27 protein-coding genes and 5 tRNA genes are annotated in these 26,931 nt (G+C 72.3%); 18 read left to right on the forward strand and 14 right to left on the reverse strand.

Features of this window, described 5'->3' with window-relative positions; translation table 11 throughout:
• Positions 1-151: 151 nt before the first annotated feature.
• The 8 genes from ACIPKM_RS08935 to ACIPKM_RS08970 form a co-directional block, all read right to left on the reverse strand.
• On the reverse strand, positions 152-649 hold the full coding sequence (locus ACIPKM_RS08935) for a Dps family protein (protein WP_070418937.1): 498 nt from the start codon (positions 647-649) through the stop codon (positions 152-154).
• 109 nt (positions 650-758) lie between these two features.
• Positions 759-1,172, reverse strand: a complete 414-nt coding sequence (locus tag ACIPKM_RS08940; RefSeq protein WP_402736590.1) for an SIP domain-containing protein — start codon at positions 1,170-1,172, stop codon at positions 759-761.
• 29 nt (positions 1,173-1,201) lie between these two features.
• The gene (locus ACIPKM_RS08945; RefSeq protein ID WP_402736591.1) at positions 1,202-1,855 is read right to left on the reverse strand and encodes a TetR/AcrR family transcriptional regulator; all 654 of its coding nucleotides are present in this window, start codon (positions 1,853-1,855) and stop codon (positions 1,202-1,204) included.
• On the reverse strand, positions 1,852-3,891 hold the full coding sequence (locus ACIPKM_RS08950) for a CocE/NonD family hydrolase (protein WP_402736592.1): 2,040 nt from the start codon (positions 3,889-3,891) through the stop codon (positions 1,852-1,854). The genes ACIPKM_RS08945 and ACIPKM_RS08950 overlap by 4 nt, the downstream gene beginning before the upstream one ends.
• Entirely contained in the window at positions 3,888-5,684 is a 1,797-nt protein-coding gene (locus ACIPKM_RS08955) for a dipeptide ABC transporter ATP-binding protein (protein WP_402736593.1), read from the reverse strand. The genes ACIPKM_RS08950 and ACIPKM_RS08955 overlap by 4 nt, the downstream gene beginning before the upstream one ends.
• Positions 5,681-6,559, reverse strand: coding sequence for an ABC transporter permease (locus ACIPKM_RS08960; protein WP_070418933.1), 879 nt, complete (start codon positions 6,557-6,559; stop codon positions 5,681-5,683). The genes ACIPKM_RS08955 and ACIPKM_RS08960 overlap by 4 nt, the downstream gene beginning before the upstream one ends.
• Positions 6,556-7,590: an ABC transporter permease gene (locus ACIPKM_RS08965; protein WP_402736594.1), complete on the reverse strand. Its 1,035-nt coding sequence runs from the start codon at positions 7,588-7,590 to the stop codon at positions 6,556-6,558. The genes ACIPKM_RS08960 and ACIPKM_RS08965 overlap by 4 nt, the downstream gene beginning before the upstream one ends.
• A complete protein-coding gene (locus ACIPKM_RS08970; protein WP_402736595.1) occupies positions 7,587-9,188 on the reverse strand; it encodes an ABC transporter substrate-binding protein in 1,602 nt (533 codons plus the stop codon). The genes ACIPKM_RS08965 and ACIPKM_RS08970 overlap by 4 nt, the downstream gene beginning before the upstream one ends.
• A gap of 256 nt (positions 9,189-9,444) precedes the next feature.
• On the opposite strand from ACIPKM_RS08970, the gene ACIPKM_RS08975 reads away from it, so the two are divergent.
• Genes ACIPKM_RS08975 through ACIPKM_RS08985 form a run of 3 tightly spaced genes read left to right on the forward strand, consistent with a single transcriptional unit; the run spans position 9,445 to position 11,071 of the window.
• Entirely contained in the window at positions 9,445-10,038 is a 594-nt protein-coding gene (locus tag ACIPKM_RS08975; RefSeq protein ID WP_402736596.1) for a molybdopterin-dependent oxidoreductase, read from the forward strand.
• On the forward strand, positions 10,035-10,820 hold the full coding sequence (locus tag ACIPKM_RS08980) for an FAD-binding oxidoreductase (RefSeq protein ID WP_402736597.1): 786 nt from the start codon (positions 10,035-10,037) through the stop codon (positions 10,818-10,820). Before ACIPKM_RS08975 ends, ACIPKM_RS08980 begins: the two co-directional genes overlap by 4 nt.
• On the forward strand, positions 10,817-11,071 hold the full coding sequence (locus tag ACIPKM_RS08985) for a DUF6510 family protein (RefSeq protein WP_402736598.1): 255 nt from the start codon (positions 10,817-10,819) through the stop codon (positions 11,069-11,071). The genes ACIPKM_RS08980 and ACIPKM_RS08985 overlap by 4 nt, the downstream gene beginning before the upstream one ends.
• Positions 11,072-11,361: 290 nt before the next feature.
• On the opposite strand, the gene ACIPKM_RS08990 is transcribed toward ACIPKM_RS08985, so the two are convergent.
• Positions 11,362-11,433 (reverse strand) — tRNA-Gly (locus ACIPKM_RS08990).
• A 42-nt stretch (positions 11,434-11,475) separates the two neighbouring features.
• On the opposite strand from ACIPKM_RS08990, the gene ACIPKM_RS08995 reads away from it, so the two are divergent.
• The 9 genes from ACIPKM_RS08995 (at position 11,476) to ACIPKM_RS09035 (ending at position 17,427) form a co-directional block, all read left to right on the forward strand.
• A complete protein-coding gene (locus ACIPKM_RS08995) occupies positions 11,476-11,685 on the forward strand; it encodes a hypothetical protein (protein ID WP_070418928.1) in 210 nt (69 codons plus the stop codon).
• A gap of 3 nt (positions 11,686-11,688) precedes the next feature.
• Positions 11,689-12,165, forward strand: a complete 477-nt coding sequence (locus ACIPKM_RS09000) for a DinB family protein (RefSeq protein WP_402736599.1) — start codon at positions 11,689-11,691, stop codon at positions 12,163-12,165.
• A 69-nt stretch (positions 12,166-12,234) separates the two neighbouring features.
• Complete coding sequence (locus ACIPKM_RS09005) at positions 12,235-12,687, forward strand: hypothetical protein (RefSeq protein ID WP_261646693.1); 453 nt, start codon at positions 12,235-12,237, stop codon at positions 12,685-12,687.
• A gap of 87 nt (positions 12,688-12,774) precedes the next feature.
• Entirely contained in the window at positions 12,775-13,473 is a 699-nt protein-coding gene (locus tag ACIPKM_RS09010; RefSeq protein WP_083295359.1) for a GAF and ANTAR domain-containing protein, read from the forward strand.
• 12 nt (positions 13,474-13,485) lie between these two features.
• A complete protein-coding gene (locus tag ACIPKM_RS09015; RefSeq protein ID WP_071301610.1) occupies positions 13,486-14,199 on the forward strand; it encodes a GAF and ANTAR domain-containing protein in 714 nt (237 codons plus the stop codon).
• Between the two features lie 88 nt (positions 14,200-14,287).
• Positions 14,288-15,385, forward strand: coding sequence for an acyl-CoA desaturase (locus tag ACIPKM_RS09020; RefSeq protein WP_229086553.1), 1,098 nt, complete (start codon positions 14,288-14,290; stop codon positions 15,383-15,385).
• 29 nt (positions 15,386-15,414) lie between these two features.
• A complete protein-coding gene (locus ACIPKM_RS09025; RefSeq protein ID WP_402736600.1) occupies positions 15,415-16,200 on the forward strand; it encodes an alpha/beta fold hydrolase in 786 nt (261 codons plus the stop codon).
• Between the two features lie 102 nt (positions 16,201-16,302).
• Positions 16,303-16,545 (forward strand): hypothetical protein, encoded by a 243-nt coding sequence (locus ACIPKM_RS09030; RefSeq protein ID WP_071294635.1) that lies wholly within the window; start codon positions 16,303-16,305, stop codon positions 16,543-16,545.
• A 12-nt stretch (positions 16,546-16,557) separates the two neighbouring features.
• Positions 16,558-17,427: an SMP-30/gluconolactonase/LRE family protein gene (locus ACIPKM_RS09035; RefSeq protein WP_402736601.1), complete on the forward strand. Its 870-nt coding sequence runs from the start codon at positions 16,558-16,560 to the stop codon at positions 17,425-17,427.
• On the opposite strand, the gene ACIPKM_RS09040 is transcribed toward ACIPKM_RS09035, so the two are convergent.
• Complete coding sequence (locus tag ACIPKM_RS09040) at positions 17,393-18,469, reverse strand: GNAT family N-acetyltransferase (RefSeq protein ID WP_402736602.1); 1,077 nt, start codon at positions 18,467-18,469, stop codon at positions 17,393-17,395. The genes ACIPKM_RS09035 and ACIPKM_RS09040 overlap by 35 nt on opposite strands.
• Before the next feature lie 44 nt (positions 18,470-18,513).
• On the opposite strand from ACIPKM_RS09040, the gene ACIPKM_RS09045 reads away from it, so the two are divergent.
• Both ACIPKM_RS09045 and ACIPKM_RS09050 read left to right on the forward strand, forming a co-directional pair.
• Entirely contained in the window at positions 18,514-19,194 is a 681-nt protein-coding gene (locus ACIPKM_RS09045; protein WP_402736603.1) for an HAD family hydrolase, read from the forward strand.
• Between the two features lie 61 nt (positions 19,195-19,255).
• Positions 19,256-20,080, forward strand: coding sequence for an ornithine carbamoyltransferase (locus tag ACIPKM_RS09050; RefSeq protein WP_402736604.1), 825 nt, complete (start codon positions 19,256-19,258; stop codon positions 20,078-20,080).
• Between the two features lie 13 nt (positions 20,081-20,093).
• Here ACIPKM_RS09050 and ACIPKM_RS09055 read toward each other — a convergent pair whose 3' ends face one another.
• The 4 genes from ACIPKM_RS09055 to ACIPKM_RS09070 all read right to left on the reverse strand — a co-directional run bounded on the left by ACIPKM_RS09055 (position 20,094) and on the right by ACIPKM_RS09070 (position 20,851).
• Positions 20,094-20,381, reverse strand: coding sequence for a hypothetical protein (locus tag ACIPKM_RS09055; protein WP_402736605.1), 288 nt, complete (start codon positions 20,379-20,381; stop codon positions 20,094-20,096).
• Between the two features lie 152 nt (positions 20,382-20,533).
• A tRNA-Val gene (locus ACIPKM_RS09060) sits at positions 20,534-20,608 on the reverse strand.
• 15 nt (positions 20,609-20,623) lie between these two features.
• Positions 20,624-20,697 (reverse strand) — tRNA-Cys (locus tag ACIPKM_RS09065).
• 82 nt (positions 20,698-20,779) lie between these two features.
• A tRNA-Gly gene (locus ACIPKM_RS09070) sits at positions 20,780-20,851 on the reverse strand.
• A gap of 205 nt (positions 20,852-21,056) precedes the next feature.
• Here ACIPKM_RS09070 and ACIPKM_RS09075 point away from each other — a divergent pair.
• From ACIPKM_RS09075 to ACIPKM_RS09090, 4 genes are all read left to right on the forward strand, one after another.
• Positions 21,057-21,129, forward strand: a tRNA-Val gene (locus ACIPKM_RS09075).
• An 84-nt stretch (positions 21,130-21,213) separates the two neighbouring features.
• The gene (locus tag ACIPKM_RS09080) at positions 21,214-22,746 is read left to right on the forward strand and encodes a DUF3375 domain-containing protein (protein ID WP_402736606.1); all 1,533 of its coding nucleotides are present in this window, start codon (positions 21,214-21,216) and stop codon (positions 22,744-22,746) included.
• Entirely contained in the window at positions 22,743-23,537 is a 795-nt protein-coding gene (locus ACIPKM_RS09085) for a DUF4194 domain-containing protein (protein WP_229086560.1), read from the forward strand. The genes ACIPKM_RS09080 and ACIPKM_RS09085 overlap by 4 nt, the downstream gene beginning before the upstream one ends.
• Positions 23,534-26,902: an ATP-binding protein gene (locus ACIPKM_RS09090; protein ID WP_402736607.1), complete on the forward strand. Its 3,369-nt coding sequence runs from the start codon at positions 23,534-23,536 to the stop codon at positions 26,900-26,902. Before ACIPKM_RS09085 ends, ACIPKM_RS09090 begins: the two co-directional genes overlap by 4 nt.
• Positions 26,903-26,931 lie beyond the last annotated feature (29 nt).

Genomic DNA, 26,931 nt, shown 5'->3' on the forward strand with positions numbered 1-26,931 from the left:
GGGCCCCCGAGGGGGCCCATCCTGGGGGGGGGGGGGGTTGGGTACGGGGGGGACCCGGGCCCGGTTGGGGGGGGCCCCCCGCCGCCCCCCCCCCGGGGGGGGGGGGGGGGGCCCCGGGGCCCCCGCGCCTCCCGTCGGAAGTCGGTCGCGTCTACGCGGCGAGGTGCGCCTGCAGGAACCAGCGGTCCTTGGTCAGGCCGCGCTCGATCTCGATGACGACATCCTGGCTGTTGAGGTCGACCTCGTCGAGGCCCTCGACGGCGCGGCGGACCTGCAGCAGCGCGGCGTCGATCTCGGCGATGACCTCGGTGATGGTCACGTCGGAGTTCTGGAAGCCCTCGGACAGCGGCGGGATCGTGGTGTTCGCAGCGACCGTGGCGATGCGGGAGTCGACCGGGAGGCCGAGAGCGACGATGCGCTCCGCGGCGAGGTCGGCCCACTCCTGGGCGTGCTCGACGATGGTGTCGAGGAGCTCGTGCACGCCGACGAAGTTGCGGCCGCGGACGTGCCAGTGCGCCTGCTTGCCGTTGACGACGAGCGCCTCGAGGTCGATCACGACGGGGGCGAGGAACTGCGCCACCCCAGCGGCGAGCTCCGGCGTCGTCGAGAACGGGGACGTGGTGGGCGTGGTGCTGGTGGTGTTGGTCATGTCGTTTCCTCCTGCCTCGTGGTCCCACCCGAGTGGGGTGGATCCGATGGTGACAACAGTGCCCGCTTCTCTTGTATGCCGCAAGGAAGCGAAGGCTGACCTCACCCGGTCAGCCGACGAGTGTGTCGAAGCCGGCGTCGGCCAGTTCGATCTGCACGACCGAGCGGGCGCGCTCGACCCAGGGGCTGTCGGCGCAGCCGATCCAGACGCTCGTGCGCGGTTCGCAGTCGGCGACGCACCACTCGGCCGCCCACCCGGTGACGGCGTGCGCGAGGGCCTCGCCGTGGTCGGCGAAGACGAGGGGTGACACCGCTGACGTCCGGGCGCTCCGGAGCAGCCACGTCACCGTGACGCGCGGGGGCGCCGGGAGCGTGCGGACCTGCTCGGCGAGGGCTGCCTCGACGAAGACCTGGCCGTAGGCGTTCTCGGGCAGGTCCTCGAGCATGCGGATCATCTCGGGGAGGTCGTCGACACTGCCGGCGATGAGGATGCGTTCGCTGGGCTGTCGCCGGGTCCGTGCCATGCGACAACGGTAAGGCAAGCCTTACCTCATCACAAGGGCGTCGCGGCGGTTCCCCCGATACGCGCAGGTGCCACACCGAGTTCGTGGGCGAGGAAGGTCCACATCCAGGACAGGGCGACCGTGTTGGTCAGGTCCGGCACCCCCTGCGCGATCTGCGTCGCCACCCCGTCGCTGTACGCCGCGAGCTTGAGCGCCACGACCTCGGGCGACTCCGCGGGCGTGAACACCCCCGCCTCGACGCCCCGACGGACGACCCGGACCAGGCAGGCCTCCCACACGCGGATCCGCTCGGCGTACTCCGCAGCGACCTCGGGCCGCCGCACGACCGCCGTCCAGTAGTCCGACCAGATCCGCCAGTGCTGCCGCACCTGCTCGGTGTCCCCGAAGAGCGGTTCCACGAGCATGCGGATGCCGGCGACGGGGTCCGGCTCCGCGTCGACCGCGGCGACGATCGCCCCGTAGAAGCGCTCCGTCTCGAGCACGACGACCTCGTTGAGGATCTCCACGACGCTGCCGAAGTGGTACGTGACGGTCCCGACCGAGACGTCCGCCTCGGCGGCGATGTCCCGCAGGCCGGTCGCCCCGACGCCGTTCCGGACGATCACGGCACGTGCCGCCTCGACGATCATCGCCCGCCGGACCTCGGGACGCTGCCGGACCCGTGTCTGCTCCGGCCCGCTCACGCCGAGGTCCTCGGCACCTCGTCGACGAACGTGTGCTCGGCGACGAGCACCTCGGCGACGTCGGGACCACCGTCCCGGGCCCAGGCACGCACGGTGTTCCGGACGTGGAAGGCGTCCGCGTCCGCGGTGACCTCGGAGGCGGTCTCGAGCCGTGCGGCCCACTCCGGCTTCGCCAGGCCGATCGACCAGCGGGACGTCGCGCTGGCACTGGTCGGGTCGTCGGACCGGATGCGGTAGGTCTCGCGAGCGTCCTCGCTGAAGACGAGCCCGTCCGGGTAGACGCGTCCGCCGCCGTACCCGGGGTCGACGTCGAGCGTCCACTCCCCCGACTCGACGTCGTGCGTGACGGTGCGCTGCGGCAGGACCTCGGTCGGCGCGACCCGTTCGATCGCGAGCGGCTCGGAGCGCTCCGGCTGCTCGAACCGCACGCCGTCGTCGGTGGCGCGGGTCCACACCGGGAGCTCGACCTGCGAGCCGGCGGGGTCGATCGTGACGGTCGGTGCGACGCCGTGCGGCCAGACCCACGGCCAGTACGACGTCGACACGGCGATCCGGAGCCGGTGTCCCGCGGCGAACCGGTGACCGGTCGACACGAGCCGGACGGGCAGCGACGCCGCGGCGCCGGGTTCGAGCGGGTCGTCCCGGTCCATCCCGTCGCGCTTCGCGGCGTTGAGCACACCCCGGGTGACGAGGGTCGACGACCCGTCCGGCGCGACGTCGCACAGGCGCACGGTCACGGTGGCCCGGGGTTGATCGCTCGTCACGGCGAGGTGGACGAGGACGGTGCCGAGCACGTCGACCGGCTCGTCGAGCGGCAGGTCGAAGCAGACCGAGCGGCCGTCCTCGGCGCGCTGGTCCGGCGGCAGGTCGGTGGCGTTGCCGAACGGGAAGAAGCGTCCGGCGTCGGCACCGGTGTGCTGCGGCGACCGGACGACGACCGCGCCGTCCGCGCCGCCGCGGAACCCGGCGAGGGAAACCGTGCGGGACACGGTGGCGGACGACGGCCAGGCCTCGGCACCGACCCACCGGCCGCGGCGCGTCTCGTAGTACGTCGCCGGCGGCTCGCCCTCGTTGATCCAGGCCCGGAGCGCGGGCTCCTGCTCGACGCCGGTGTCGACCCCGCGCAGCCAGTGGTCCCACCACCGCAGGGTCTCCTGCAGGAAGCCGATCGACGGCCCGGGTGCGAGCCCCCGGTCGGGGTACTGGTGCGACCACGGTCCGACGATCCCCTTGACCGGGGCGTCCACGTTGGCCACGAGCCGGAGCACGGCGTCGCGGTACGGGTCGGCCCAGCCGCCGACCGCGAGGACCGCGGCGCCGATGTTCCCGTACTCCTCCGCAGCGCTGCCGTGCCGCCAGTAGTCGTCGCGCTCCTGGTGGGACAGCCACACGGGCGTCATCGGGCGGTTCGCATCGAGGCGGTCACGCCACTGGTCGACCCAGCCGGAGCCGACCACCTCGGGCCGCGGCGGCCGCGAGTTGAACGCGAACATCGTCGCACCCCACGCCGCCATGTCGATCCCGAGCACCGCACCGCCGACGTAGTGCACGTCGTTGTCGTACCGGTCGTCGGTCGAGCACACCGTCACGATCGCCTTGAGGGCCTCAGGTGCCCGGGCCGCGAGCTGCAGCGCGTTGAACCCGCCCCACGAGATGCCGAACATCCCGACGGCGCCCGTCGACCACTCCTGTGCGGCGAGCCAGGCGATCACGGCCTCGCCGTCGCGGAGCTCCTGCTCGCTGTACTCGTCGTCGAAGAACCCGTCCGACGAGCCGGTCCCGCGGATGTCCACCCGCACCGAGGCGTACCCGTGCTGCGCGTACCAGGGGTGCCGCTCGGAGTCCCGCGGCGCGGTCCAGTCGTCGAGCCGGTAGGGCAGGTACTCGAGCAGCACCGGCACGGGGCCGTCGGGTGCCGCCGGGGACCAGATCCTCGTGTGCAACCGGACGCCGTCGGGCATCGGGATCCACTCGTCGCGGACGGTCACACCGTCGGGCAGGGCCGGGTCCACCCCGAGTGCGGTGAAGCCGGTCATGCGTCCTCCCAGTTCCGGGTCAGGTGTCCGTCGCCGCGGTCGGTCCACCCCGGAGCCTCGCGCCACCGCGGCACACCGTCGCCGACGTCGGGCAGCTCGGTGCTGCCGGGTTCGAGCGTCGCTGCGAGGAGCGTCGCCGTGTACGGGTGGTTCGGGCCGCCGAACACGGCCTCGGTCGGGCCGATCTCGACGATGCGCCCGCCGGTCATCACGGCGACGCGATCGGCCACACCCCGCACCACCGCGAGGTCGTGGCTGATGAACAGGCAACTCAGCCCGCGCTCGCGCTGCAGGTCGGCGAGCAGCGCGAGGATCCCCGCCTGCACCTGCACGTCGAGCGCGGTCGTGATCTCGTCGGCGATGACCAGGCGCGGCTCGGCGGCGAGGGCCCGGGCGATCCCGACACGCTGCCGCTGCCCGCCGGAGAGCTGCGCCGGCAGCCGGTCCGCGAACTCCGGCCCGAGGCCGACCTGGGAGAGCAGTTCCCCGACCCGCTCGCGCGACGAGGAACCGGTGAACAGCTTCAGCGGCCGCGCGATGGCGGCCCCGACGGTCCGGCGGGGGTTCAGCGAGGTGTCGGCGTTCTGGAACACGAGTTGCACCGCACGACGGAGGTCCGGGGACCGTCCGGCGATCGGCTCGCGCAGGTCGCCGCTCACGGTCCCGTCGTCGAACGAGAACGTGCCCGACTCGGCCGGGACCAGGCCGGCCAGGGCCGTCGCGAGCGTCGACTTGCCGCTGCCGGACTCCCCCACGACGGCGAGCGTCTCGCGCGGCGCGATCGTGAACGAGACGCCGTCGACGGCGGCCGGCAGGCCGCGTCCGTAGCGGATCACCAGGTCCTCGGCGGTCACCACGGGACGGACGAGCGGTTCTGGGCCCGCGCCGCCGGTTCCGGCGCGACGCGCCAGCGGCGGGCCGGCCGTGCCGGTGGGGAGACCAACGGTCCGGCCGGCCCTGGAGGCGACCGTGGACGAGACGGTCGCCGTCTCGGGCACGTGGTCCGTTCCTCCTGGCCGGCGCCCGTCCGGCACCGCGGCCAGCAGGGCACGCGTGTACTCGTGCTGCGGGGCGGCGAAGAGCGCCGCCGTCTCGGCGTGCTCGACGACCTCGCCGTCGCGCATCACGGCGATCTCGTCGGCCATCGCGGACACGACGCCGAGGTCGTGGCTGACGAGCAGGACGGCCATGCCGAGCTCGCGGCCGAGGTCGGCGACGAGGTCGAGCACGGCGGCCTGCGTGACCACGTCGAGGGCGGTGGTGGGTTCGTCGAGGACCAGCACGCGGGGGCGCGCGGCCACGGCCATCGCGATCGCGACGCGCTGCTGCTGCCCGCCGGAGAGCTGGTGCGGGTACCGGCGGACGATCGTCTCCGGCGACGGCAGCCGCACGAGCCGGACGAGCTCGAGCACGCGCTCGGGGCCGTCGGGCTCGCCGTGGGCGCGGAGGGCCTCGCGGATCTGCTCGCCGACGCGCATCGACGGCGTGAGTGCCTGTCCGGCGTTCTGCGCGACCACCGACGCGGTGCCGCCACGGAGCGCCCGTCGGCCGGCCGGCGAGAGGGCGAAGACGTCCTCGCCGTCGACGTGCACGGTGCCGTGCTCGATGCGCGACCCGGTCCGGAGGTGCGCGAGCAGGGTGCGGGCGACGGTGGACTTGCCGCTGCCGGACTCGCCGACGAGCCCGAGGGTGCGGCCCGCCTCGATGGCGAACGAGACGCCGCGGACGACCGGCACGGAGCGCTTGCCGGCGGCGTACGAGATCGCGAGGCGGTCGACCTGGACGATGCTCACGCGCTGACTCCCTTCGTCGCGCGGTCGACACCGAGCGACTTGCTCAGCCCGTCGGCCGCGAGGTTGAGGCCGACCACCAGGGTCGCGAGCGCCACGATGGGCGCGAGCGTGCCGAGGGGCACGACCGTGAGGGCGGTCCGGTTCTCCTGGACCATGAGCCCCCAGTCGGGTGTCGGCGGGTTCGCACCGAAGCCGAGGAACGACAGCGACGCCACGAGCAGCACGATCCAGGAGGCGCGCATCGCGTACTCGACGAGGACCACGTCGAGGACGTTCGGCAGGATCTCGCGGAACACGATGGACAGGGAGCGTTCGCCCCGGGCGCGCGCGGCCGTGACGTAGTCCTGCGTGATCACCGTCCGGGCCGCGCCGCGCACCACCCGGGTCACGGCGGGCGCGTAGACGATCGTCACGGCGAGGACGATCACCCAGAGTCCGGCGTCGAACACGGTGACGACGACGAGGAGCGCGAGGATCGACGGCACGCTGAGCAGGGCGTCCACGATCCGCATGACGACCTCGTCGAACCAGTTGTCGGCGTACGCGGTGACGCAGCCGAGGACGGTGCCGACCGCCACGGCGATCGTCGTCGCGAGGAAGGTCACGAGCAGGGCGTAGCGGCCGCCGTTGAGCGTCCGGGACAGGATGTCGCGGCCGTACTGGTCGGTGCCGAGCCAGTGCGTCCACGTCGGGCCGGCGAGCACGTCGGCGGAGTTCGTCGCGACCGGGTCGTGGCCGGCGATGACGGGGGCGAGGACGGCGAGCACGAGGTGCAGCGCGATCAGGCCGAGGCCGATGCTCAACGCGGTGGAGCTGCGCAGGGGGGCGACGGCTGCGCCGATGACGTTCCGGGAACGCGGGGCGATGGCGGTCATGCTGCTGCCTTCCGGGTGGGGCGTGTGCCGGTGCGGCTCCGGGTGCGCGCCCGTCGCTGTCGTGTTCGGAGCTTCGGGTCGAGCACCAGCGCGACGAGGTCGGCCGCGAGGTTGCACACGACGTAGACGAGTGCGCTGAGGAGCGCGATCGCCTCGATCGTCGGCAGATCGCGGTTGAAGACGGACTCGAGCATGAGCTTGCCCATGCCCGGGTAGTTGAAGACGTTCTCCACGACGACCACCCCGCCGAGCAGCCAGGCCACGTTGAGCGCGACGACGTTGAGCGTCGGCAGGAGCGCGCTCGGGACCGCGTGCTTCCAGACGACCCGGCGCATCGTCAGGCCCTTCAGCTCCGCGGTGGTCACGAACTCGGACGCCATCACGTCGATCGTCGAGGAACGGGCGGTCCGGACGATGTACGCGGCCATCGCGAGGGTCAACACGATGATCGGCAGCCAGATCGTCGGCAGGAGCTCGCCGACCGTGGCGTCGCTGCCGCGCAGGACGACGGCGGGGAAGATCGGCAGCCCGATCGCGAAGAGCAGCACGAGCACGGTGGCGACCATGAACTCCGGCACGCTCATCACGACGAGGCTGACGATCGAGATCACCCGGTCGGACGCACGGCCGCGGCGGACCCCGGCGATGACGCCGAGCGCGAGGGACAGCGTGACGCCCACGACCATCGCGGGGACGGCGATGAGCATGCTGTTGCGGAACGCCGTGAACAGCGTCGGGGCGACCGGCTCCCCGCTGACCAGCGAGGTGCCGAAGTCGCCGTGCACCGCTCCGGCGAGCCACTGCAGGTACCGAAGCCAGACGTTCTGGTCGAGGCCGAGCGACTCCCGGAGCTGCTTGACGGCGTCGGGTGTGGCGTTCTGCCCGAGCAGCTGCTGCGCGACGTCGCCGGGCAGCGCCTGCACGGCGAGGAACACGAACAGCGAGGCGAGCACCACCGTGAGCACGGCGATGCCGAGCCGACGGAGGACGGGGACGAGGACGTCCGAGGGCTTGCTCGTGGTCGTCGTCATCGCCGCAGTCCGATCCGGAGGTAGTCGAACTCGAAGCCGTACTCCGAGTAGTTCACGACGTCGCGGGACAGCCCGACCAGGCGGTCGCCGAACATCGGGGTCATGTCCGCGCCGTCCTCGACCACGAGCCGCTGGGCGTCCTGGTACAGGGTCAGCCGCTTCGCGTCGTCCATCTCGGCGCGGGCGTCGTCGAGCAGCCCGTCGAACCGCTCGTTGGACCACGCGCTCTCGTTGTACGACGAGCCGGACCGGAAGATCTGGTTGAGCAGCTGGTCGATCGGCCGGCCGGTGAACCAGTAGCTCACCATGAGCGGCTTCTGCATCCAGATCTGCGTGTAGTACGAGTCCGAGCTGGCGTTCTTCACCGTCAGGCGGATGCCCGCGTCCGCGACGGCGTCGCGGTAGGCGACGGCCATCGGGGTGAACACCGACTCGTAGCTCGACGTGTAGATCGACGCGCGGAGGTCCGACCGACCGGCGGCCTTGAGCAGCGCCTTCGCCTTGTCCGGGTCGTACTCGCGGTGGTCGTCCACGAAGGCGGCGAGCTGCGGCGGCACGGGGTTGTCCCAGCCCGGCGACCCGGTGCCCTGCAGGGCGGTGTCGACGATCGTGCGCGGGTCGTAGGCGAGCTTCATCGCCTGGCGGACCCGCGGGTCGCGGAACTCCTCGGAGGTGGCGAGCATCGGGATCGTGTACCACTGCGCGTTCTTCGAGCGGGCGATGGTCGCACGATCGGAGGCGGCGACGACCCGAGCCGTCGCGAAGTCGAGGTTCGTCTGCGAGATGAGGTCGATCTGCCCCGCGAGCAGTGCGTTCACCCGGGCGGTGGTGTCCTGGATCGAGTAGAAGTCGATGCCGTCCAACGCGGGGCGGCCGGCGAAGTGGTCGTCGAACGCCTCGACGCTGCCGGCACCCGCCGGAGTGAAGGACGACAGGCGGAACGGCCCGGTGCCGATGCCCGTCCGGCCGATGTCGGCGATCGCCCCGGCCGGCACGATGTAGCACTGGTACGCGGTGAGCAGCGACGGGAACTCCGCGTTCGGCTTCGTGAGGGCGAACCGCAGCGTGTACGGGTCGACGGCCGTCATCGAGCGGGCATCCATCACCTCGCCGAGCACCCCGGCCTGCGGGCTGCCGGTCTTCTCGTCGAGGATGTGCCGGATGCTCTCGATCGCGTCGTCGGCCGAGAAGCGCGACCCGTCGTGGAAGCGCACGCCCCGGCGGAGGCGGAAGGTCCACTCCGTGCCGTCCTGGTTCGCCGACCACTCCTCGGCGAGGTCGGGCACGGTCCGGCCCTGCTGGTCGAGCTTGACGAGCCGGTTGTAGAGCGCGCCGAGGTACTCGTACGCGGACAGGGAGCTCGCCGAGTCGAGGGTCTCGGCGGCCGACGCGGCGGGTCGGGCGATCCGGAGTCGACCGCCGCTCCGGGCGGTGCCGGTGGCCGCGGCCTCGGGAAGGTCGGTGGTGCCGGCCGAGGCGCCGGAGCTGCACCCGGTGAGCGTCAGCAGGCCGAGGCCGGCGAGTCCGGCGGCGCCGGTGAGGAGCGCACGACGGCTCGGGCCGCGGGCGTTCCGGGGTTCGGGGACGATGGGCTGCATTCGGGGTGACCCCTCCTGGTAATCGTTCCGGTGAACGATAGAGGGCGGATCGTCCCCGGCCAAGCCCGACGCGACGGACGCAGGCTGCCTGCATGGGGCCCCGATCCGCACGGTGACCGCGATCGAGCGGTCTCCCGCAGCCGCACCAGAGGCACGGGAACGTTTACCAACCCGTTACACGAGCGCCTGTGCGAGGCGGGATGATCGACCAGAGCGGCGCCCGCGTGGTCGCCGGACACGCGACCGAGGAGCACCGATGGCGACGTTCACCCGAGGCTTCGGCGGTCGCCGTGACGACCGCGACGACCCGCGCATCCCACCGGGCCAGACACTCGTCCGCGACTGGCCCGTGCTGTCGGCCGGTGCCACCCCCGAGATCGAACCGTCCGACTGGAGCTTCTCGATCCGCACCGAGTCCGGCCTGCACAGCTGGACCTGGGACGAGGTGCAGGCGCTCGGCGTCGAGGACGTCACCGTCGACATCCACTGCGTGACGCACTGGACGAAGCTGGACATGCCGTGGCGCGGTGTCCCGCTCGACCGGCTGTTCGCCGACGTCGAGACCTCGCTGGACCACTGCATGGTGCACAGCTTCGGCGGCTACACGACGAACGTGCCGCTCGACGAGCTCCTCGACGGGCAGGCGTGGATCGCGTTCGAGGCCGACGGCGAACCGCTCACCCCCGAGCACGGCGGTCCCGCACGCCTGCTGGTCCCCCACCTGTACTTCTGGAAGAGCGCGAAGTGGGTGCGCGGCATCGTCATGCAGTCCGACGACGAACCCGGCTTCTGGGAGAACGCGGGCTACAACCTGCACGGCGACCCGTGGAAGGAAGAGCGGTACTGGTGAGCGCGGTGGAGGGCCTGGAGGAACGGATCACCCCGCCGACGTCGGCTGCCCTCCGGCGGCGGCCGGCCTGGCACGCCGCGACGGTCGCCGCCGTCTCCCCCGAGACCCCGAACGCCAGGCGGATCGTCCTGGACGTCCCGACGTGGCCGGGCAACGACCCCGGCCAGCACCTCGACCTGCGCCTCACCGCCGAGGACGGGTACCAGGCATCACGCTCCTACTCGATCGCCTCCTCCGGCGCGACGACGTCGGTCGTGCTCGCGGTCGACCGGGTCGAGGACGGCGAGGTCTCGCCCTTCCTGGTGGACGCCGTCGAGGTCGGGGACGCACTCGAGGTGCACGGACCGCTCGGCGGGTGGTTCGTCTGGCGCCCGGGCGCGTCGGAGCGGCCGGTGCAGCTCATCGCCGGCGGTTCGGGGATCGTCCCGCTCGCTGCCGTGGCCGGCGCGCACGCCGACGCCGGTGACGCCGCACCGTTCCGGCTCCTCTACGCCGTGCGCACGCCGGAGGACGTGTTCTTCCGCACCGAACTCGCCCGTGCCGAGGCCGCCGGGGTCGACACCACCGTCGTGTACAGCCGCCGTGCCCCGGACGGTGCCGCGGTCCCGGCCGGCCGACTCACCCGGGACACCCTGGCCGCAGCGGTGTTCCCGCCGGACGCCGGCGCCCTCGTCTACGTCTGTGGGTCGACGCCGTTCGTCGAACAGGTGCTGACGTGGCTCGGCGAGCTCGGGCACGACACGACCGACGTCCGCGCCGAGCGGTTCGGAGGCAGCGCATGACCGTGCTCGACGGCAACGCGTTGGCCGGGGTGCTCATCGGGTTCCTCGGCTCGGACCCCACGGTGGCCGTGCTCCGCTGCTCGGGGTGCAGAACGGTCGGGGCGCTCGCGGGCACCCGGGTGCACGCCAGCCCGATGGGCTTCGTCGCGCGGTGCCCGCACTGCGACGACGTGCTCGTCACGGTCGTCGACGCTCCGGGCGGACCGTGGGTCGGCATCCCGGGCGCACGGGTCGCGCTCGACGCCGACTGAGTACGTCCGTCCGGGCGGCGTGCAAGCGACACGCCGAGTACGTGCGAGGGGATGCGGGATCCGTGCGGGAAACCGCACGGTCCGGGATCCGACCCATCCGGACGGGGCGCCGCTCCGGATCACCCGATGGGCGCCGACCGGACCACCCATCCGCCGGCGCTCGAGAGGGCACGGTGGCCCGCGCGTCCGAGGGGCGCGGGCACCCGAAGCCTGCGCCCCGCGGACCGGATCCGGCCATCAGCCCGGACGACGAAGGCCCCGGTCGAATGACCGGGGCCTTCGCAGTTCCGAGCGGATGACGAGATTCGAACTCGCGACCCTCACCTTGGCAAGGTGATGCGCTACCACTGCGCCACATCCGCGTACACGAGAACACTACCAGGCCGAGGGAGTTCGATCACACCATGAGCTACGTGCACGACAACCCCGGCGGTACCGAGGCCCACGGTGTGGACCTCGTCGACGGCGACGAACCAGCGGCGCGGATCCTCGTGCACGGCGACCTGCCGACGACGATCGAGCACGAGGGTCGGACCTGGCTGTCCTCCGGCGAGAGCCACGACGACGGTGACGACCAGGCGCCCCCGATCGCGATCTACCGGCCGGTCGGCTGAGCAGTGACCACCGCTCTGGAGGACGTCGTCGCCCTCTTCGAGTACGCCACCACGCGCCTCCTGGACCGCGTCGCGGGCCTGACGGACGACGAGTGGGACCGGCAGCCCGTCGACGGCGAGCTGCGGATCTCGATCCGTTGGCGGCTCGACCACATCGCCGAGACGCTCGACGAACCGCGCAACCGGGAGTTCCTCGGCGCCGGACCGTCCGGCGAGGCGGCACCCGTCCCCGCGGCATCGGCGGATGCGGCAGTCGCCGCCGTCCGCGCCGCCGCCGCCCGCTTCGCCGCGCTGGCCCGCGGGCTCGGCGACTCGGCGTCCGAGCCCCTCGGTCCGGTCGCGGGTCCCTACGGCGCCGACAGTCGGCTCTCGTTCGTCCTGCACGTCGTCGACGAGCTCGTGCACCACGCCGCCGAGGTCGCGGTGCTCCGCGATCTCCACGCCGGCTGGGAGCGTGCACATCGGGTGGCCCCACACTGACGGCACGGTGTCACCAGGGTGGACCGCGGAACCCCTCGGTCACCCTGGGGAACCGCCGAGGGAGACCCCATGACGAACCCATCCGAGGCGGCCACGACACCCCTCGCACTCACGAGCGTGGTGGCCTCCGGCCTCCCCAGCGAACTCGGCAGCCCCGCGGCAGCGAAGTACTACGACGTCCCGGCCGTGTTCAACCGTCGACCAGACGCCACCGAGACCACGGCGCTGCGCGGTGCCGACGGTCACGCCCGGCTCGCCGCCGCCGGGTACCCCGACGTGACACTCGACGTCCAGGACCGCCGCCTCGTGATCGGGCACACGAACCTCGGGCAGCTCGAACGCGGCCTCGCCACCGCCGTCGCGACGATCGTCGACACCGTCAGTCGCGCGTCGCTGGCCGAGAAGGAGGTCGCGCGGGACGCCGCACGGGCCGACTTCGACGACCGGACGGCGCGGGCGCAGGACGTGACACGGGCAGCGGAACGCATCCGCTTCGTCCCGGAGGCAGCCCGGGTGCACTAGGGTCTCGGAAAACGGACAATGCATCGACGGCCGGATGGACCGTGCGACGGATCGCACGACGGCGGACGACCGAGAACGGTGTCACCCATGGATCAATTCGCTGCTGCAGCGGCCGCCATGCAGGCCGCGCCGGAGGGTACCGACCTGTGCCCGCCCTTCCTCGCCACCCTCCCCGTGACGAGCGTCGGCATCTCGACGCTCGGCGACCCGTTGGGCTCGATGACGGTGTGCGCGAGTGACGCGATGGCGGAGCGGGTCGACGAGATCCAACTCGACCTCGGCGAGGGACCGTGCTGGCAGGCGCTCGAGACCCGGCGTCCGGTCCTCGAGGCCGATCTCACCGCCACGACGACCGCGACCTGGCCCGTCGCGCTCGAGGAGCTCCTCCGTGCCGGGGTCGGTGCGCTCTTCTCCTTCCCGATGCGCATCGGCACGATCCCCGTCGGCGCCGTCGACCTCACGGTGGGCGAGGAACGGACCCTGACCCGCGGACAGGTCCAGGGGGCGATCGAGCTGAGCACGGTCGCCGCTCGGCGTGTCCTCCGGGACGCCCTGCTCGCCGCTGCCGCCGACGGGCGCGCGGACATGGAACCCGGACGATACTCGAGGCGAGAGGTGCACCAGGCCACCGGCATGGTCGCAGCCCAGCTCGGCGTCAGCGTCCAGGACGCCCTGCTCGTCCTGCAGGCCCACGCGTACGCCACCGAACGCACCGTCCGCGACGTCGCCGCGGACATCATCGAACGCCGACTCGACCTCGCCCGGCCGTACGGTTCCGAGACCTAGGGAGCACGCACCATGGCACCGACCCGCGAGCACCGACTCGTCGACACCTTCGTCGCGCTGACCGACATCCTCGTGGACGACTACGACGTGGTCGAACTCCTGCAGAACCTCGTCGACAGCGTCGTCGACATCTTCGACGCGTCCGCCGCCGGCATCCTGCTCGTCAACCAGTCACAGGAGCTCGAGGTCCTCGCGTCCACGAGCGACCGGTCGAGCTTCCTCGGACTCCTGCAGCTCGACGCCGGCGAGGGCCCCTGCGTGGAGTGCTTCGCCACCGGGCGCCCGGTCTCGGTGCGCGACCACGCCGAGATGGAACGTCGCTGGCCGACGTTCGCCGCGGCCTCGGCCGAGTCCGGCTACGCCTCGGTCCACGCCATCCCGATGCGGTTGCGCGACACCACGCTCGGGTCGCTCAACCTGTTCCGCGAGAGCGAGGGCGCCCTGAACCGCGACGACGCCCTCGCCGCCCAGGCGCTCACGGACGTGGCCACGATCAGCATCCTGCAGCAGCGGTCGCTCGAACACGCCAACCTGGCGCAGCAGCAGCTCCAGCGCGCGCTCGACAGCCGGATCGTCATCGAGCAGGCGAAGGGCTTCCTCGCGCAGACCCACCGGATCGACATGGACCAGGCCTTCGCGAAGCTGCGCGCACACGCGCGGTCCAACCAGGAGCTGCTCGCCGACGTCGCGCGCGCGGTCGTGGAGCGGCGACTCGTCATCCCCTGAGGCGCGCAGGCCGCTCCGCGTAGCGTGCAGGACACCACGTAGCCCCGGTCCCCGGTTACCGCGTCACCGCTGCACCCAGGAGGACACCATGGTCGACGACACGACCGCACCGGTCGGCTACCGGAAGACCACACCGCGAGACGGCCGGCCCGACACGACGTCGACCTACACCGCGCTGCTCGCCCAGGTCCGCACCGCCGGACTCCTCGGCCGTCGGACCGGCTGGTACTGGGGGCTCGTCGCCGTCCTCACGGCGCTGCTCGTCGCCACGGGCACCGCGTTCGCCGTGCTCGGCGGCTCGTGGTGGCAGCTCGTCGTCGCGGGGGTGCTCGGACTGCTCTTCACCCAGTTCGCGTTCCTCTCGCACGAGGCCGCACACCGGCAGGTCTTCGCCAGTCACGACTGGAACGACCGTGCCGCACGGTACGTCGGCACGTTCCTGACCGGCATCAGCTACGCCTGGTGGATGAACAAGCACACCCGGCACCACGCGAACCCGAACACGGTCGGCAAGGACCCGGACATCTCGTTCGACGCGATCTCGTTCCGGGCGGAGGACGCGCGGAGCCGCACCGGCTTCCTGCACGTCCTCGTCCGGGTGCAGGGGTGGGCGTTCTTCCCGATGCTCCTCGTCGAGGGCGCGAACCTGCACTGGCAGTCGATCCGCACCTACACGGGACGCGGCGCCGTCAAGCACCGCTGGGCCGAGGGGTCCGTCTTCGCCGGACGCTTCGTGCTCTACGTCGGCGCGGTCTTCTGGGTCCTGCCGATCGGCATCGCGTTCGCGTTCCTCGGCGTCCAGCTGGCGGTGTTCGGGTTCTGCATGGGGATCGCGTTCGCGCCGAACCACAAGGGCATGCCGATCATCGAGGCCGGACGCCGGGTCGACTTCCTCTCCCGCCAGGTGCTGACCTCCCGCGACATCAGCGGCGGGCGGTGGGTCGAGTTCTTCATGGGCGGGTTGAACCACCAGGTCGAACACCACCTCTTCCCGAGCATGGCCCGGCCGAACCTCCGTGCGGCGCGGGACCTCGTCCGCCGGTACTGCGACGAGCAGGGGGTGCCGTACACCGAGACCACCCTCGTGCACTCCTACGTGATCGTCGTGCGGTACCTCAACGAGGTCGGCCTGGCGGCGAGCGATCCGTTCGCCTGCCCGGTGGTCGAGCGCTTCCGGGCCCCGTGACCGTCGGCGGTCCCCGCTAGGGTCCGGGCGTGATCACACGCACCACCGGTCAGGGCCGCCCGCTCGTCGCCGTGCACGGCTTCGGCATCGACCACCGCATCCTGCTCCCCCTCGAGCGCGCCGTCACGGACGCGCCGTGGCGGTGGGTCCACCTCGACCTGCCGTGGGTCCGCGAGTCGCCGGGGTACGACCCCTCGGCCTCGAGCGCGCAGGACGTCGCCGACGCCGTCCGGGAAGCGGTCCGTGCGCACCTGGGCGACGAGCCGTTCGCGATCGTCGGCAACTCGTTCGGCGGCATGGTCGCGCGCTCCGTCGCGCACGAGCTCCGCGGCCAGGTGCTCGGTCTCGCCACGATCGTCGGCGTCGTCGAACCGGACCACGCACGCCGACGAGTGCCCCCGCGACAAGTCGTCCTCCCCGATCCGGCCGTGGTCGCCACGGCCGAGCCCGGTGCCGCCCGCGACGACTTCGCGGCGCTCAGCGTCGTCCAGACCGCCGCGACGCTCGAGGCGTACGAACAGTCCGTGCTCCCCGGCCTGCGCGCCGCCGACCAGGCCGTGGTCGACCGGATCGCGTCCGACTACGCGCTGCGCACCGAACCCGAGGCGCTCCACCCCGATCCGTTCACGGCACCGACACTGCACCTCTTCGGCCGTCAGGACGACGTGGTCGGGTACGAGGACGGCTGGGCGCTGCGCGACCACTACCCCCGCGCGACGTACGCCGTGCTCGACGCGGCGGGGCACAACGCCCACCTGGAACGTCCGGCCGTCGCGGCGGCACTGTTCCGCGACTGGCTCGACCGGATGGCCTGAGCCGGGGCGTCCGCCGCCCAGCTGCCGAGGACTACCGTCGAGCCAGGTGACCCCAGCCCACGGCCGCCGGAACGATCCCATCGTCCAGCGACCGGAAGCACCATGACCTCCCTCTCCAGCACCGAGCACGCCGAGACCGACGACGTCCGCTGGGCGGCGGTCGATCCGCGGACCTGGGAGGCGCGGTGCGGCTCCGTCGTGATCGGCACGGTGGTCTTCGGGTCGCGGTACGTCGTGCGGCTGCGGGACGGCGACATGACCGGCTTCCACACCAGTCTCGAGAGCGCGAAGGCGCAGCTCGAGGCGTGGGTCCGCTGGCAGTCGGGGCCTCCCGGCGAGCTCTGAGAGGCTGGGTCGGTGCACATCACACTCGACTCCACGACCGCGACCGACGTCGTCACCGACATCCGGTTCCCCGAGGGCAACCGGTGGCACGACGGCCGGCTCTGGTACTCCGACATGCACACGGGCGAGGTGTTCTCGCTGGGCCCGGGCCCGGGCGCGCAGCCCCGGCTCGTGGCCACGGTGGACGGGCAGTCCTCGGGCCTCGGGTGGCTGCTGGACGGCCGGTTGATCGTCAGCGCGATGGAGTCCCGCACGGTCGTGGCCGTGGGCGGGGACGGCGCGGCCGAGGTGTTCGCCGACCTGTCCGGGGTCGAGTCCTCGCTGCTCAACGACCTGGTCGTCGACGACGCGACCGGCCGCACCTACATCGGTGCCTTCGGCTACGACCTCTACGGCGGTGAGGAGCTCCGCCCCGGCCCGCTCTGGGTGATCGACACCGACGGGTCCCACCGCCTCGCCGCGGACGGTCTCGTCTTCCCGAACAGTGCGAACGTCCTCCCGGGGACCCGCACGCTCGTGGTCAGCGAGACGTGGGGCGGTCGTCTGACGGCGTTCGACATCGAGCCCGACGGTTCCCTGACCGGACGACGCGAGTGGGCGGCGCTCCCGGCCGGCACCACGCCGGACGGCAGCACCGTCGACCGCGACGGCGCGGTCTGGGTCTGCTCCGTCGACACCGGCGAGTTCCTGCGGGTCGTCGAGGGCGGCACGGTGACGGACCGCATCGACGCCCCGGGTCGGTGTGCGATCGACTGTGCGCTCGGCGGCGAGGACGGGCGCACGCTCTACCTCGCGACCGCCGACAGCTACGACCCCGCCGTGACGGCACGGACCCGGGCCGGTCGGATCAGTTCCGTGCGCGTCGAGGTCCCGGGGTGGTGACGGCGACCGGTCGGTCGTGACGCCGCGCGGAGATCGCTCCGTGCGGCCGCGGGGTCGCGTCGTCGGCGTCCCGGGTGACCGTCTCGACGACGTCGAAGCCCGCTGCGGAGACCGCTGCTGCCAGGCGGTCCACCGACCACCGGTGGGCGGTGGTGACCGCGTGGTCGAACGGCTCCACGTCCGGTCCGGTGGGGAACCCGACGAGCAGCCGGCCGCCGGGGCGGAGGACCCGCGCGAACTCCTCGAGCGGACGTCGAAGGGCAGCCGGGTCGTGGTGGATCAACGAGTACCAGGCCAGGACGCCTCCGAGGCTCTCCGGCTCGTCGGGGAGTGCGTCGACGTCCGCGACCGCGAACGGGACGCCCGGGTGTGCCTGCCGGGCGTGCGCGACGAACGCCGGGACACGGTCCACACCCCGTGCGTCGTGACCGAGCGAGGCGAGCTGTGCGGTCCAGTGTCCGGGGCCGCACCCGGCGTCGAGCAGGGCTCCGTCGACGGTCGACGCCCACGCCGTCACCAGCGCCGCGTCGGCCACGTGGACGGACGTCATCGACCCCAGGTGCTCGATGTACTCGGCGGCGCGACGCGAGTACGCCGACGTGACGGGGTCCGGGTCGCCGGGACGCACCATCACCACGTCGACGTCGTCCTCGCGGTCACGGACGAACCCGTGCCGCTCGTAGAGCCGCTGTGCCGCACTCCCCTGCAGCACGATGAGTCGCGTGTCCCCGGCGTGCGGCTCGGCCAGCACGGTCCGCAGCACCGTCGACCCGATGCCGCGCCCCTGCAGGTGCGGCGCGAGGTAGAGGTGCTCGATCCACCGGTCGCTGCCGTCGACCCGGACCGTGACGGAGCCGACGTCGGCACCGTCGACCACGATGACCCGCGTGCTGTCGGGCAGGAACCCGCGCCGCAGCCGCTCCCGGACGCGCACGTCGTCGTACCGGCCGAGTCGGCGGAGATCGGCTCGGAGCACCTCGGCCCGGAGCTCCGCGACCCACTCCACGTCGTAGGGGGTACCGGGGCGCAGCGAGATGTCCATCCCCGCCATCGTACGGTCGCCGGGACACGCCGTAGCCTGGCCGCGTGGCACCTTCGCGAGCGGTCGGGTTCGACCTCGACGGAACCCTCTTCGACCACCGGGGCGCCGCCCGCACCGGCGCGGAGCAGTTCCTCACCGGGCTGGGCGTCACCGTCACCCCGTCGGTGCTCGACGCCTGGTCCGTCGCCGAGGACGAGCACTTCGAGCGCTGGCGTTCCGGCGAGATCGGCTTCCAGGAGCAGCGGCGCGAGCGGCTCCGGACCGTCCTGCCCCCGCTCGGGATCGTGCTCCCCCACGACCCCGACGCTCTGGACAGCGTGTTCGAGCGGTACCTCGACGCCTACCGCGCCGCCTGGCGTGCGTTCCCGGACGTTGCGCCGCTGCTCCGCGAGCTCCGGACGCGCGGCTACCGCCTCGGGCTGCTGACGAACGGGTCCGCCGCGCAGCAGTCCGAGAAGCTGGCCGCGACCGGACTCGACACCGCCCTCGACGCGGTGTGCATCTCGGAGCGCATCGGCGTGCAGAAGCCCGACGAGGGAGCCTTCCACGCACTCGCCGACGCACTGGGGGTGCCCGCGTCGGCGTGCCTCTTCGTCGGTGACGACCCGGTCAACGACGTCGCCGGGGGCCGGTCCGCGGGGATGCGCACCGTCCTCGTCGACCGGTACGCCGATGGTGCACCCGACGTCCGGCAGCAGGTGCTGTCCGCGCTCGGCGAGTCCTGAACGACGCGTCGTCCGGGTCGGCTCGCGCCGTGGGGCTCGTGCCGTTCCCTAGGCTGGTGCGATGCGCTCCCTGACCCGGCTCGACGACTGGACGGCAGACGAGGTCGAGGAGGTCTTCGCCCTCGCGGACGCGTACCGCACCGGTCAGGGGCCGACGACCGACGGCTCTGCGGTGATGTTCTTCCCCGCGACCAGCCTGCGCACGCGGGTCACGTTCGAGCGCGGGGCCGCGACGATGGGACTGCAGCCGATCGTCTTCCCGGACACCACGCTCGACAAGCCCGAGGCGCTCTCGGACGTCGCCGGCTACCTGGCCTCGTGGGCGGACGTCCTCGTCGTGCGCCACCACGACCTCACCGTCGTCGAGGGCCTCGCGGGTGCCGGAGCACTCCCCGTCGTGAACGCGATGACCGACGAGAACCACCCGTGCGAGGTGCTGTCCGACCTGTACGCCCTGCGGCGGGAGCAGCGCGACCTCGGCACGCTGCGCTTCCGTTTCGTGGGCGCCGACGGCAACATCGCCCGGGCGTGGCAGGAGGCCGCCCGCGTCCTGCAGCTCGACCTGGTGCAGTGCTGCCCCGCCGACCTCGCGACCCCCGGAGCCACGTGGACGGACGACCTCGCCACCGCCATCCGGACTGCTGACGTCGTCATCACCGACGGGCCCGGTCGGCATGCCGAGGCGCTCGAGCCGTTCCGGGTCACGGCGGACCTGCTCGACACCGCACCGGCCGGCGTCCGCTTCGCCCCGTGTCCGCCGTTCGTGCGTGGGCGGGAGGTCAGCGCGGACGCCGTGGCACACCCGGCCTTCGTCGGACACGGCTTCAAGCGGTCGCTGCTGCCGGTGCAGCAGGCCGTGCTGGCGCACTGCATCGGTCTCGCCTGATCCGGCCCACTCCCTACCGCTCGACTCGCACCGGAGCACGGCCCGACCGACCAGCCCGGACCCGGAGACATCGCACGGAGAGCGCGATGCCCACTCCGTCGAGCAGGACGAGGAGACCGAGCGCAGCGTGTGCGACCACCCAGAGCGCAGCATCGTGCGGCAGCAACTGCGACGGGTCGAACGCACCGGTCGACTCCGAACGGTCGACCGCCTGGTCGTGAGCCTCCGTGTACAACGCGAAGAAGGCGACGAACGCCGCGTTGAACACGGCCGCAAGCCCCCAGATCACCGAGACCGTCACCAGGGAGAGCGGCCGGGGCGTTCGACGTCGGACATGGGGCAACCGTAGACGGGCACGACCGGGCGATCGGCAGGGGGAACCGCGTCCTGGCGTGAGCGTCTTCGAAGGGACGGAACGACGAAAGCCCCCGGTTTCCCGGGGGCTTTCTTGTGTGGTGGGCGATACTGGGATCGAACCAGTGACCTCTTCCGTGTCAGGGAAGCGCGCTACCGCTGCGCCAATCGCCCAGAGGAGTGTGGAACTGGAGGTGGGGACGGGATTCGAACCCGCGTGGACGGCTTTGCAGGCCGCTGCCTAGCCTCTCGGCCACCCCACCATCGAGGTTCACGTCTCCGTGAGTACCCGAACGGTGGGATACCCTCTGGTGAGTCGTGACGTTCCGGAGAACACCACACTCGAGCGGATGACGAGATTCGAACTCGCGACCCTCACCTTGGCAAGGTGATGCGCTACCACTGCGCCACATCCGCATTTGTCTGACCCGCTGTCGCGGCGACGACGTAAACTCTATACGAACCCGGGGGCATCCACCAAAATCCTCCTCGTTCACCGGGCGTGTCCCCCGTGTTCATGCGGATCGGGCGGGTTCCACCGCCCGCGCCACACCCGGGACGCACGCTGTGTTCGGCACCGGCCCCGGCATCCGCTACTATCGACTGGCACGCACAGTGCAGGGGGCGATTGGCGCAGTTGGTAGCGCGCTTCGTTCACACCGAAGAGGTCATCAGTTCGAGTCTGGTATCGCCCACCCACCCGCAAGAGCCCGGCGCAACAGCGTCGGGCTCTTCGCATCTGTTGAGACAGTCACCAGCCAGATCGGACGAAGGGGCGCATGACCGACGTCGACCTCGAGTTCGCCCGGGTCCGGGCAGTCCTCGACCGTCCGACCCTCCGGCTGATGTCCCGGCCGACCAGCGCCGTCGTCCTCGCCGTGTTCCGCACGGTGTTCGACCGCGACGTGCAGTACGTCCCCGCGGACCGGATGCACCTGCAGGTCGAGGAGCACGTCGCACGGCTCCAGGCCGCCGGCGCGCGCACCCCCGCGAGCGAGCAGGCGGAGCAGCCCGAGCAGGACGCCCGACCGAACGGCCGCGCCCTCTGCCGCGAGTGGGTCGCCGCGCAGTGGCTCGTCCGCTCGAACTCCCCCGACGGCGACGAGCAGTACTCCCTGACGAGCCACGCGCTCGAGGCCCTGTCCCTCGTCGACGCCCTGTCCTCCGACCGGGCGCTCATCAGCGAGAGCCGGCTCGCGATGATCGTCGACGCCGTGCACCGCTGGGCCGCCCGCGCCGAGCCCGACCCCGACGTGCAGATCCGCCGCATCGACGCGCAGATCGCCGAGCTCCAGGCCGAGCGGGAGCGACTCGAGCACGGTGACGTGGACACCGTGGACGACGCCCGGATGCGCGACGGCTACACGAACATCTCCGACCTGATCCGCCAGCTCCCGAGCGACTTCAAGCGTGTGGAGGAAGCGGTGGCGACGATGCACCGCTCGATCGTCGAGGACTTCCGGCAAGAGGTCCGTCCGATCGGCGAGATCCTCGACGACTACCTCGCCCGCACGGACAACCTCATGCAGGCCACCCCCGAGGGCCGTGCGTTCGAGGGGGCGTTCGAGCTGCTCCGCGACGACGCCCTGCTGCTGCGGCTCCGAGACGACATCGCGACGATCCTGGCCCACCCCTTCGCGGACTCCCTCGGGGCGTCCGAGCGCCGGGCCTTCCGCAACACGGTCGTCATCCTCCGCCAGGGCATCGAGGACGTCCTCGCCCAGCGACGACAGCTCACGGCGACGCTGCGCGACCAGATCGTCGCGCACGACGTCGCCCGCGACCGTGAACTCGACGCCGTCATCCGGTCGATCGAGCGCGGGCTCGCGACCTGGATGGAGCAGGGGTCGGCGCGCGACCGGCTGCCCCTCGGCCTCCTGCCGGCGACGGCCGAGGTCGGCACGCTGCGCGAACGGTTCTACGACCCGGACGCCGAGTCCGTGCCGCCCGCGATCGAGGAGCCGGACGACGACGTCTTCGAGGAACTCGACGTCGAGACGCTCCGGCGACACGGCGGACCGCTCCTCACCGAGCTCCGCGCGGCACTGCGCTCCGCCGAGGCCGACTCCAGCGTCGACGCCTTCCACGGCCTGCCGCCGGAACAGCGTCGTCCGGTCGAGCTCTTCGGGCTCGCGCACCTCCTCACCGGTCACGAGGACTTCGAGTCCGCCACACACCTTGCCGAGCACCGGACGGTCCGTCCCGACGGCAGCCCGGTCACCTTCCACATGCCGACCGCGGCGCTCACCGACGAGCGTCACGACCGGACGCCAGACACGACGAACGACGAACACGCACAGGAGGCGCGGTGAGCGACACGACGCCGGCACCGGTCGACGAGACGGTCCCCTACGACGACCCCGCACCCGTCCCGCAGGACGACGAGCGCGACGAGACGAGCTTCGCCCTCTTCGAGGGCGACGAAGGCCGACTGGACGACCGGCAGCGCCGTGCCCTCGTGGCCCTGCTCCGCAACTCCTACGTCAGCGCACGGACGCACGCCGACGAGTGGCGCGCCGTGCTCGACGCGGAGTACCAGCTCCGCTCGCGCCTCAACGACCTGTTCCTCGAACTGCACGTGGACCGCGACCGCGAGGTCGCCTGGAAGCGTCAGGCCCGCTCCGAGAGCCAGCGCCGCGGCTTCCCCACCCTGCTGCGCGACGTCCCGTACACGCGCGAGGAGACGATCGTCCTCGTCTACCTGCGCATGCGCCTCCGTGCCGACACCCGCCCGGGCCCGGACCAGGTCGTCGTCGACCGCTCCGAGATCCTCGGGCACGTCGCCGGGTTCCGCCCCGCGACGGCGACCGACCGCACCCGTGACGAGGGCCGCGTGGCGAAGGCGGTCGAACGCCTCGTGACCGCCCGGATCCTCCTGAAGACGAGCGACCCGGACCGGTTCCGGGTCGCGAGCGTGGTGGAGGTGCTGCTCCCGCTGGAGCGGCTGCGCGACCTCGACACGTGGTTGGCGAGCACAGCGTCGCGGACCGCCACCGCGCCCGGGGACGCGACCACCCCGGACGGCGAGCCGACCGACGGGGACGACCCGTCCCTCCTGGCCGACGAGACCGACACCGACGACGAAGGCGAGACGGAAGCGTGACCGACACCTTCGAGATCCCGGCCCTGTTCGACACGGTCGCGCAGTGGCGCGCCGAGTCGATGCAGGTCGTGAACTGGGGCGGCTTCCACGGCCACCGCCAGGTCGAGCTGTCCGGCACCGCGACGCTCATCTCGGGCGCGTCCGGCACCGGCAAGTCGACGCTGATGGACGCGTACCTCGCCGTGATGATGCCGTCGGACGTGCCGTTCAACGGCGCGTCGAACGACGCGACCACCGGGCGCGCGCGCAGTGCCGACCAGCGGAACCTGCTGACGTACCTGCGCGGCAAGGTGGACACCCGTCGCGACCCCGAGTCCGGCGCCCTGCGCGACGTGAACCTGCGCGGCGACGACCAGACCACGTGGGGTGCCGTCGCGGTGACGTTCCGGAACGACGACGAGCGGCGCTTCACGGTGCTGCGCGCGTACATCGTGCCGAAGCGTGCGCGGGGCGTCGGCGACATCCAGATGACCATGGCGACGGTGGACGACACGTTCGACCTGCGCCGGCTCGAGGAGTTCGTGCCGACGCGGTTCCACCACCTCGAGCTCACCGGGCGCGTGCCGGGGCTCGTCATCCGCGACACCTACCAGGAGCTCGCGTACACGCTGCAGACCCGCCTCGGGATCGGCGACTCCGGCGGTGGCAACCGGGCGATGCGGCTCCTCGCGCGCATCCAGGCCGGGCAGCACCTGCCGACCGTCGACGCCCTGTACAAGTCGCTCGTGCTCGAGACGCCGGGCACGTACGAGGCCGCCGACCGCGCCCTCGCGCACTTCTCCGCCCTCGACGAGGCGTACGAGGCGATGGACACCGAGGAGCGCAAGGTCCGCATCCTCTCCCCCATCACCGAACTGCACGCCGAGATCGCGCGCTCGAGGGCCGCGGCCGAGGCGCTCGACGGGATCGCGACCGGCGCCGAGGTGTCCCCGTTCGCGCACTGGACCGCATCGCGCAAGCGCGCACTCCTGGACGCCGAGGTGGACCGCAACGGACGCGAACGCACGGCTGCCCGCGCCGAGGTCGCCGCGGCGGAGGCCCGGCACGCCGCGGTCGAGATCGAGCTGCGCGATGCCGAGGCCCGGCTCCGCGACCAGGGCGGGAACGCGCTGGCGCAGCTCGAGGACCGCATCGACCGTCGGACGCGGGAGCGCGACGCCGTCGTCCGCACCCGGGCGACGTTCGACGAGCGGACGGCCGTGCTCGGGTCGCCCGTGTCCACCGAGCAGTCCTTCACCGCCGCGCAGCGGGCGTCGCACGAGTTCCTCGGCACCTACCCCGCGTCGCGCGCGGAGCTCGACGAGCGCCGTGACGCCCTCACCCGCGAGGAGTACCCGCTCCTCGACCGCGAGCGGTCCCTCCGCCAGGAGCGTCAGTCGCTCGAGCACCGACAGGGCGCCATGCCGCTGCCGATGCACGAGGCCCGACTGGCGATGGCCCGTGCCGCCGGCATCGACCCGTCCGAGCTGCCCTTCGTCGCCGAACTGCTCGACGTGCTGCCCGGCGAGGAGCGCTGGCGCACGGCGATCGAGTCCGTCCTGGCGCCCGTCGCCCGCACGCTCCTGGTCGACCAGGACCGCCTCGCCGACTTCAGCGAGGCGATCGACGCGCTCCGCCTGCCGGTGCGCGTGCAGTTCGAGGGCGTCCCGACGGGGCCGCACATCGACGTCGACGGCGACCCGTCCATGGTGTCCGGCAAGCTCGCGATCAAGCAGTCGCCGTTCAGCACCTGGGTGCGCGAGCGCATCGAGTCCGACCGCACCGACGCCCGGTGCGTCGGGTCCGCCGCGGACCTCGGCGGCGGCGGCCGGCGCGTCACCGAGTCCGGACAGCTCCGCGACGGTCGACGCGGTGCCCACGGCGACCGGCGTCAGGCGAACGTCATCGGCTTCACGAACGAGGCGCGGGTCGCCTCGGTGGAGCAGGAGCTGGCCGCGATCGCCGAGGACCTCGCCACGCTCGAGGCCCGGCGTACCGACGTCGCGCAGGACATCACGGCGCTCGACGTCCTCCGCGCCGCGCACCAGCACATCGTCGACGTCACGTGGGAGGCGATCGACGTCGTCGGGCTCGAGGACTCGCTCGCCCGCCTCGACCAGGAACGCCAGGCACTCCTCGCCGCCGACGACGGCCTCCGCACGCTGCGTTCGGCCGTGGGTCGGCTCCGGGCGTCCCTCGACGAGGCGTCGGACCGTCGCGCCGCTGCCCGCCAGTCGGTCGCCCGGCTCGAGGAGCGGCACGCCGTGCTCGTGGACGGTCAGGACGCCGCGGCCGAGATCCTGTCGCGCTTCGAGGACACCCCTGACGCCCTGCCGGACGACCGACAGGCGCAGCTGCTGTCCGAGACGTTCGAGGAGATCGGAGCGCCGGACGGCGTCGACGGCTTCGACGACGCCACCCGCCGCCTGAAGCGCCGGCTCGAGGAACGCCTCGCGCAGGCGCTCGACGGCGCCGCCTCGGCCTCGACCGCGTTGACGCTGACCTTCCAGCGCTACCAGGACGCATGGCCGGACCCGAACCTCGGGACCGGCGTCGCGTCCTACCCCGACTACCGCGCCATCCTCGACCAGATCGTCGCGACGGGCCTGCACTCCCGCCGGAGCGAGTGGCGCCGACGCCTGTCGCAGTGGAGCGGCGAGGACCTCGTCCCGCTCGCCGGCGCCTTCGACCGGGCCGTCGTCGAGATCGAGGAGCGGCTCGAACCGGTCAACGAGATCCTCCGCGAGCTGCCCTTCGGTGCGAACCGCGACCGGCTGAAGATCCAGATCCGCCGGGTCACGCGCGAAGAGGTCACGGCCTTCCGTCGGGAGCTGCGGGCACTGTCGGCGTCGGTCGACACCGAGCTGACCGACGACGTGCTCGAGACCCGGTTCCGCCGGCTCCGACGCTTCATGGCCGTCATCCGCCCCGACCCGTCCGTTCCCCGTGGCGGCCGGACCACGCAGCGCGACGCCGTGCTCGACGTCCGGCGGCACATGGAGATCACGGCCGTGCGGTACGACACCGAGGGCAACGACCTCGGCGTGTACTCGTCCCTCGGCGACAAGTCCGGCGGTGAGACGCAGGAGCTCGTGGCGTTCATCGTCGGTGCCGCGCTCCGGTACCAGCTCGGCGACGAGACCCGGCCGCGGCCGCGGTTCGCGCCGGTCTTCCTCGACGAGGCCTTCATCAAGGCGGACTCGGAGTTCGCGGGGCGTGCGGTGACGGCGTGGCTGCGGCTCGGGTTCCAGCTCGTCGTGAGTGCGCCGCTCGACAAGGTCACGGCGCTGGAGCCCTCGATGGAGCGGCTCCTGTCGATGCGCAAGCACCCGGACACCGGGCACTCGTCGATCACCGAGATCGCGCGGGCCGCCGTGGGGGCGTAGGCGCGCCGCCCGTCCCCGTGCCGCCGCCC

Origin of the sequence: Curtobacterium sp. NPDC086286 (assembly GCF_044746255.1) — a bacterium.
In the GTDB taxonomy this organism is placed as follows: Bacteria; Actinomycetota; Actinomycetes; order Actinomycetales; family Microbacteriaceae; genus Curtobacterium.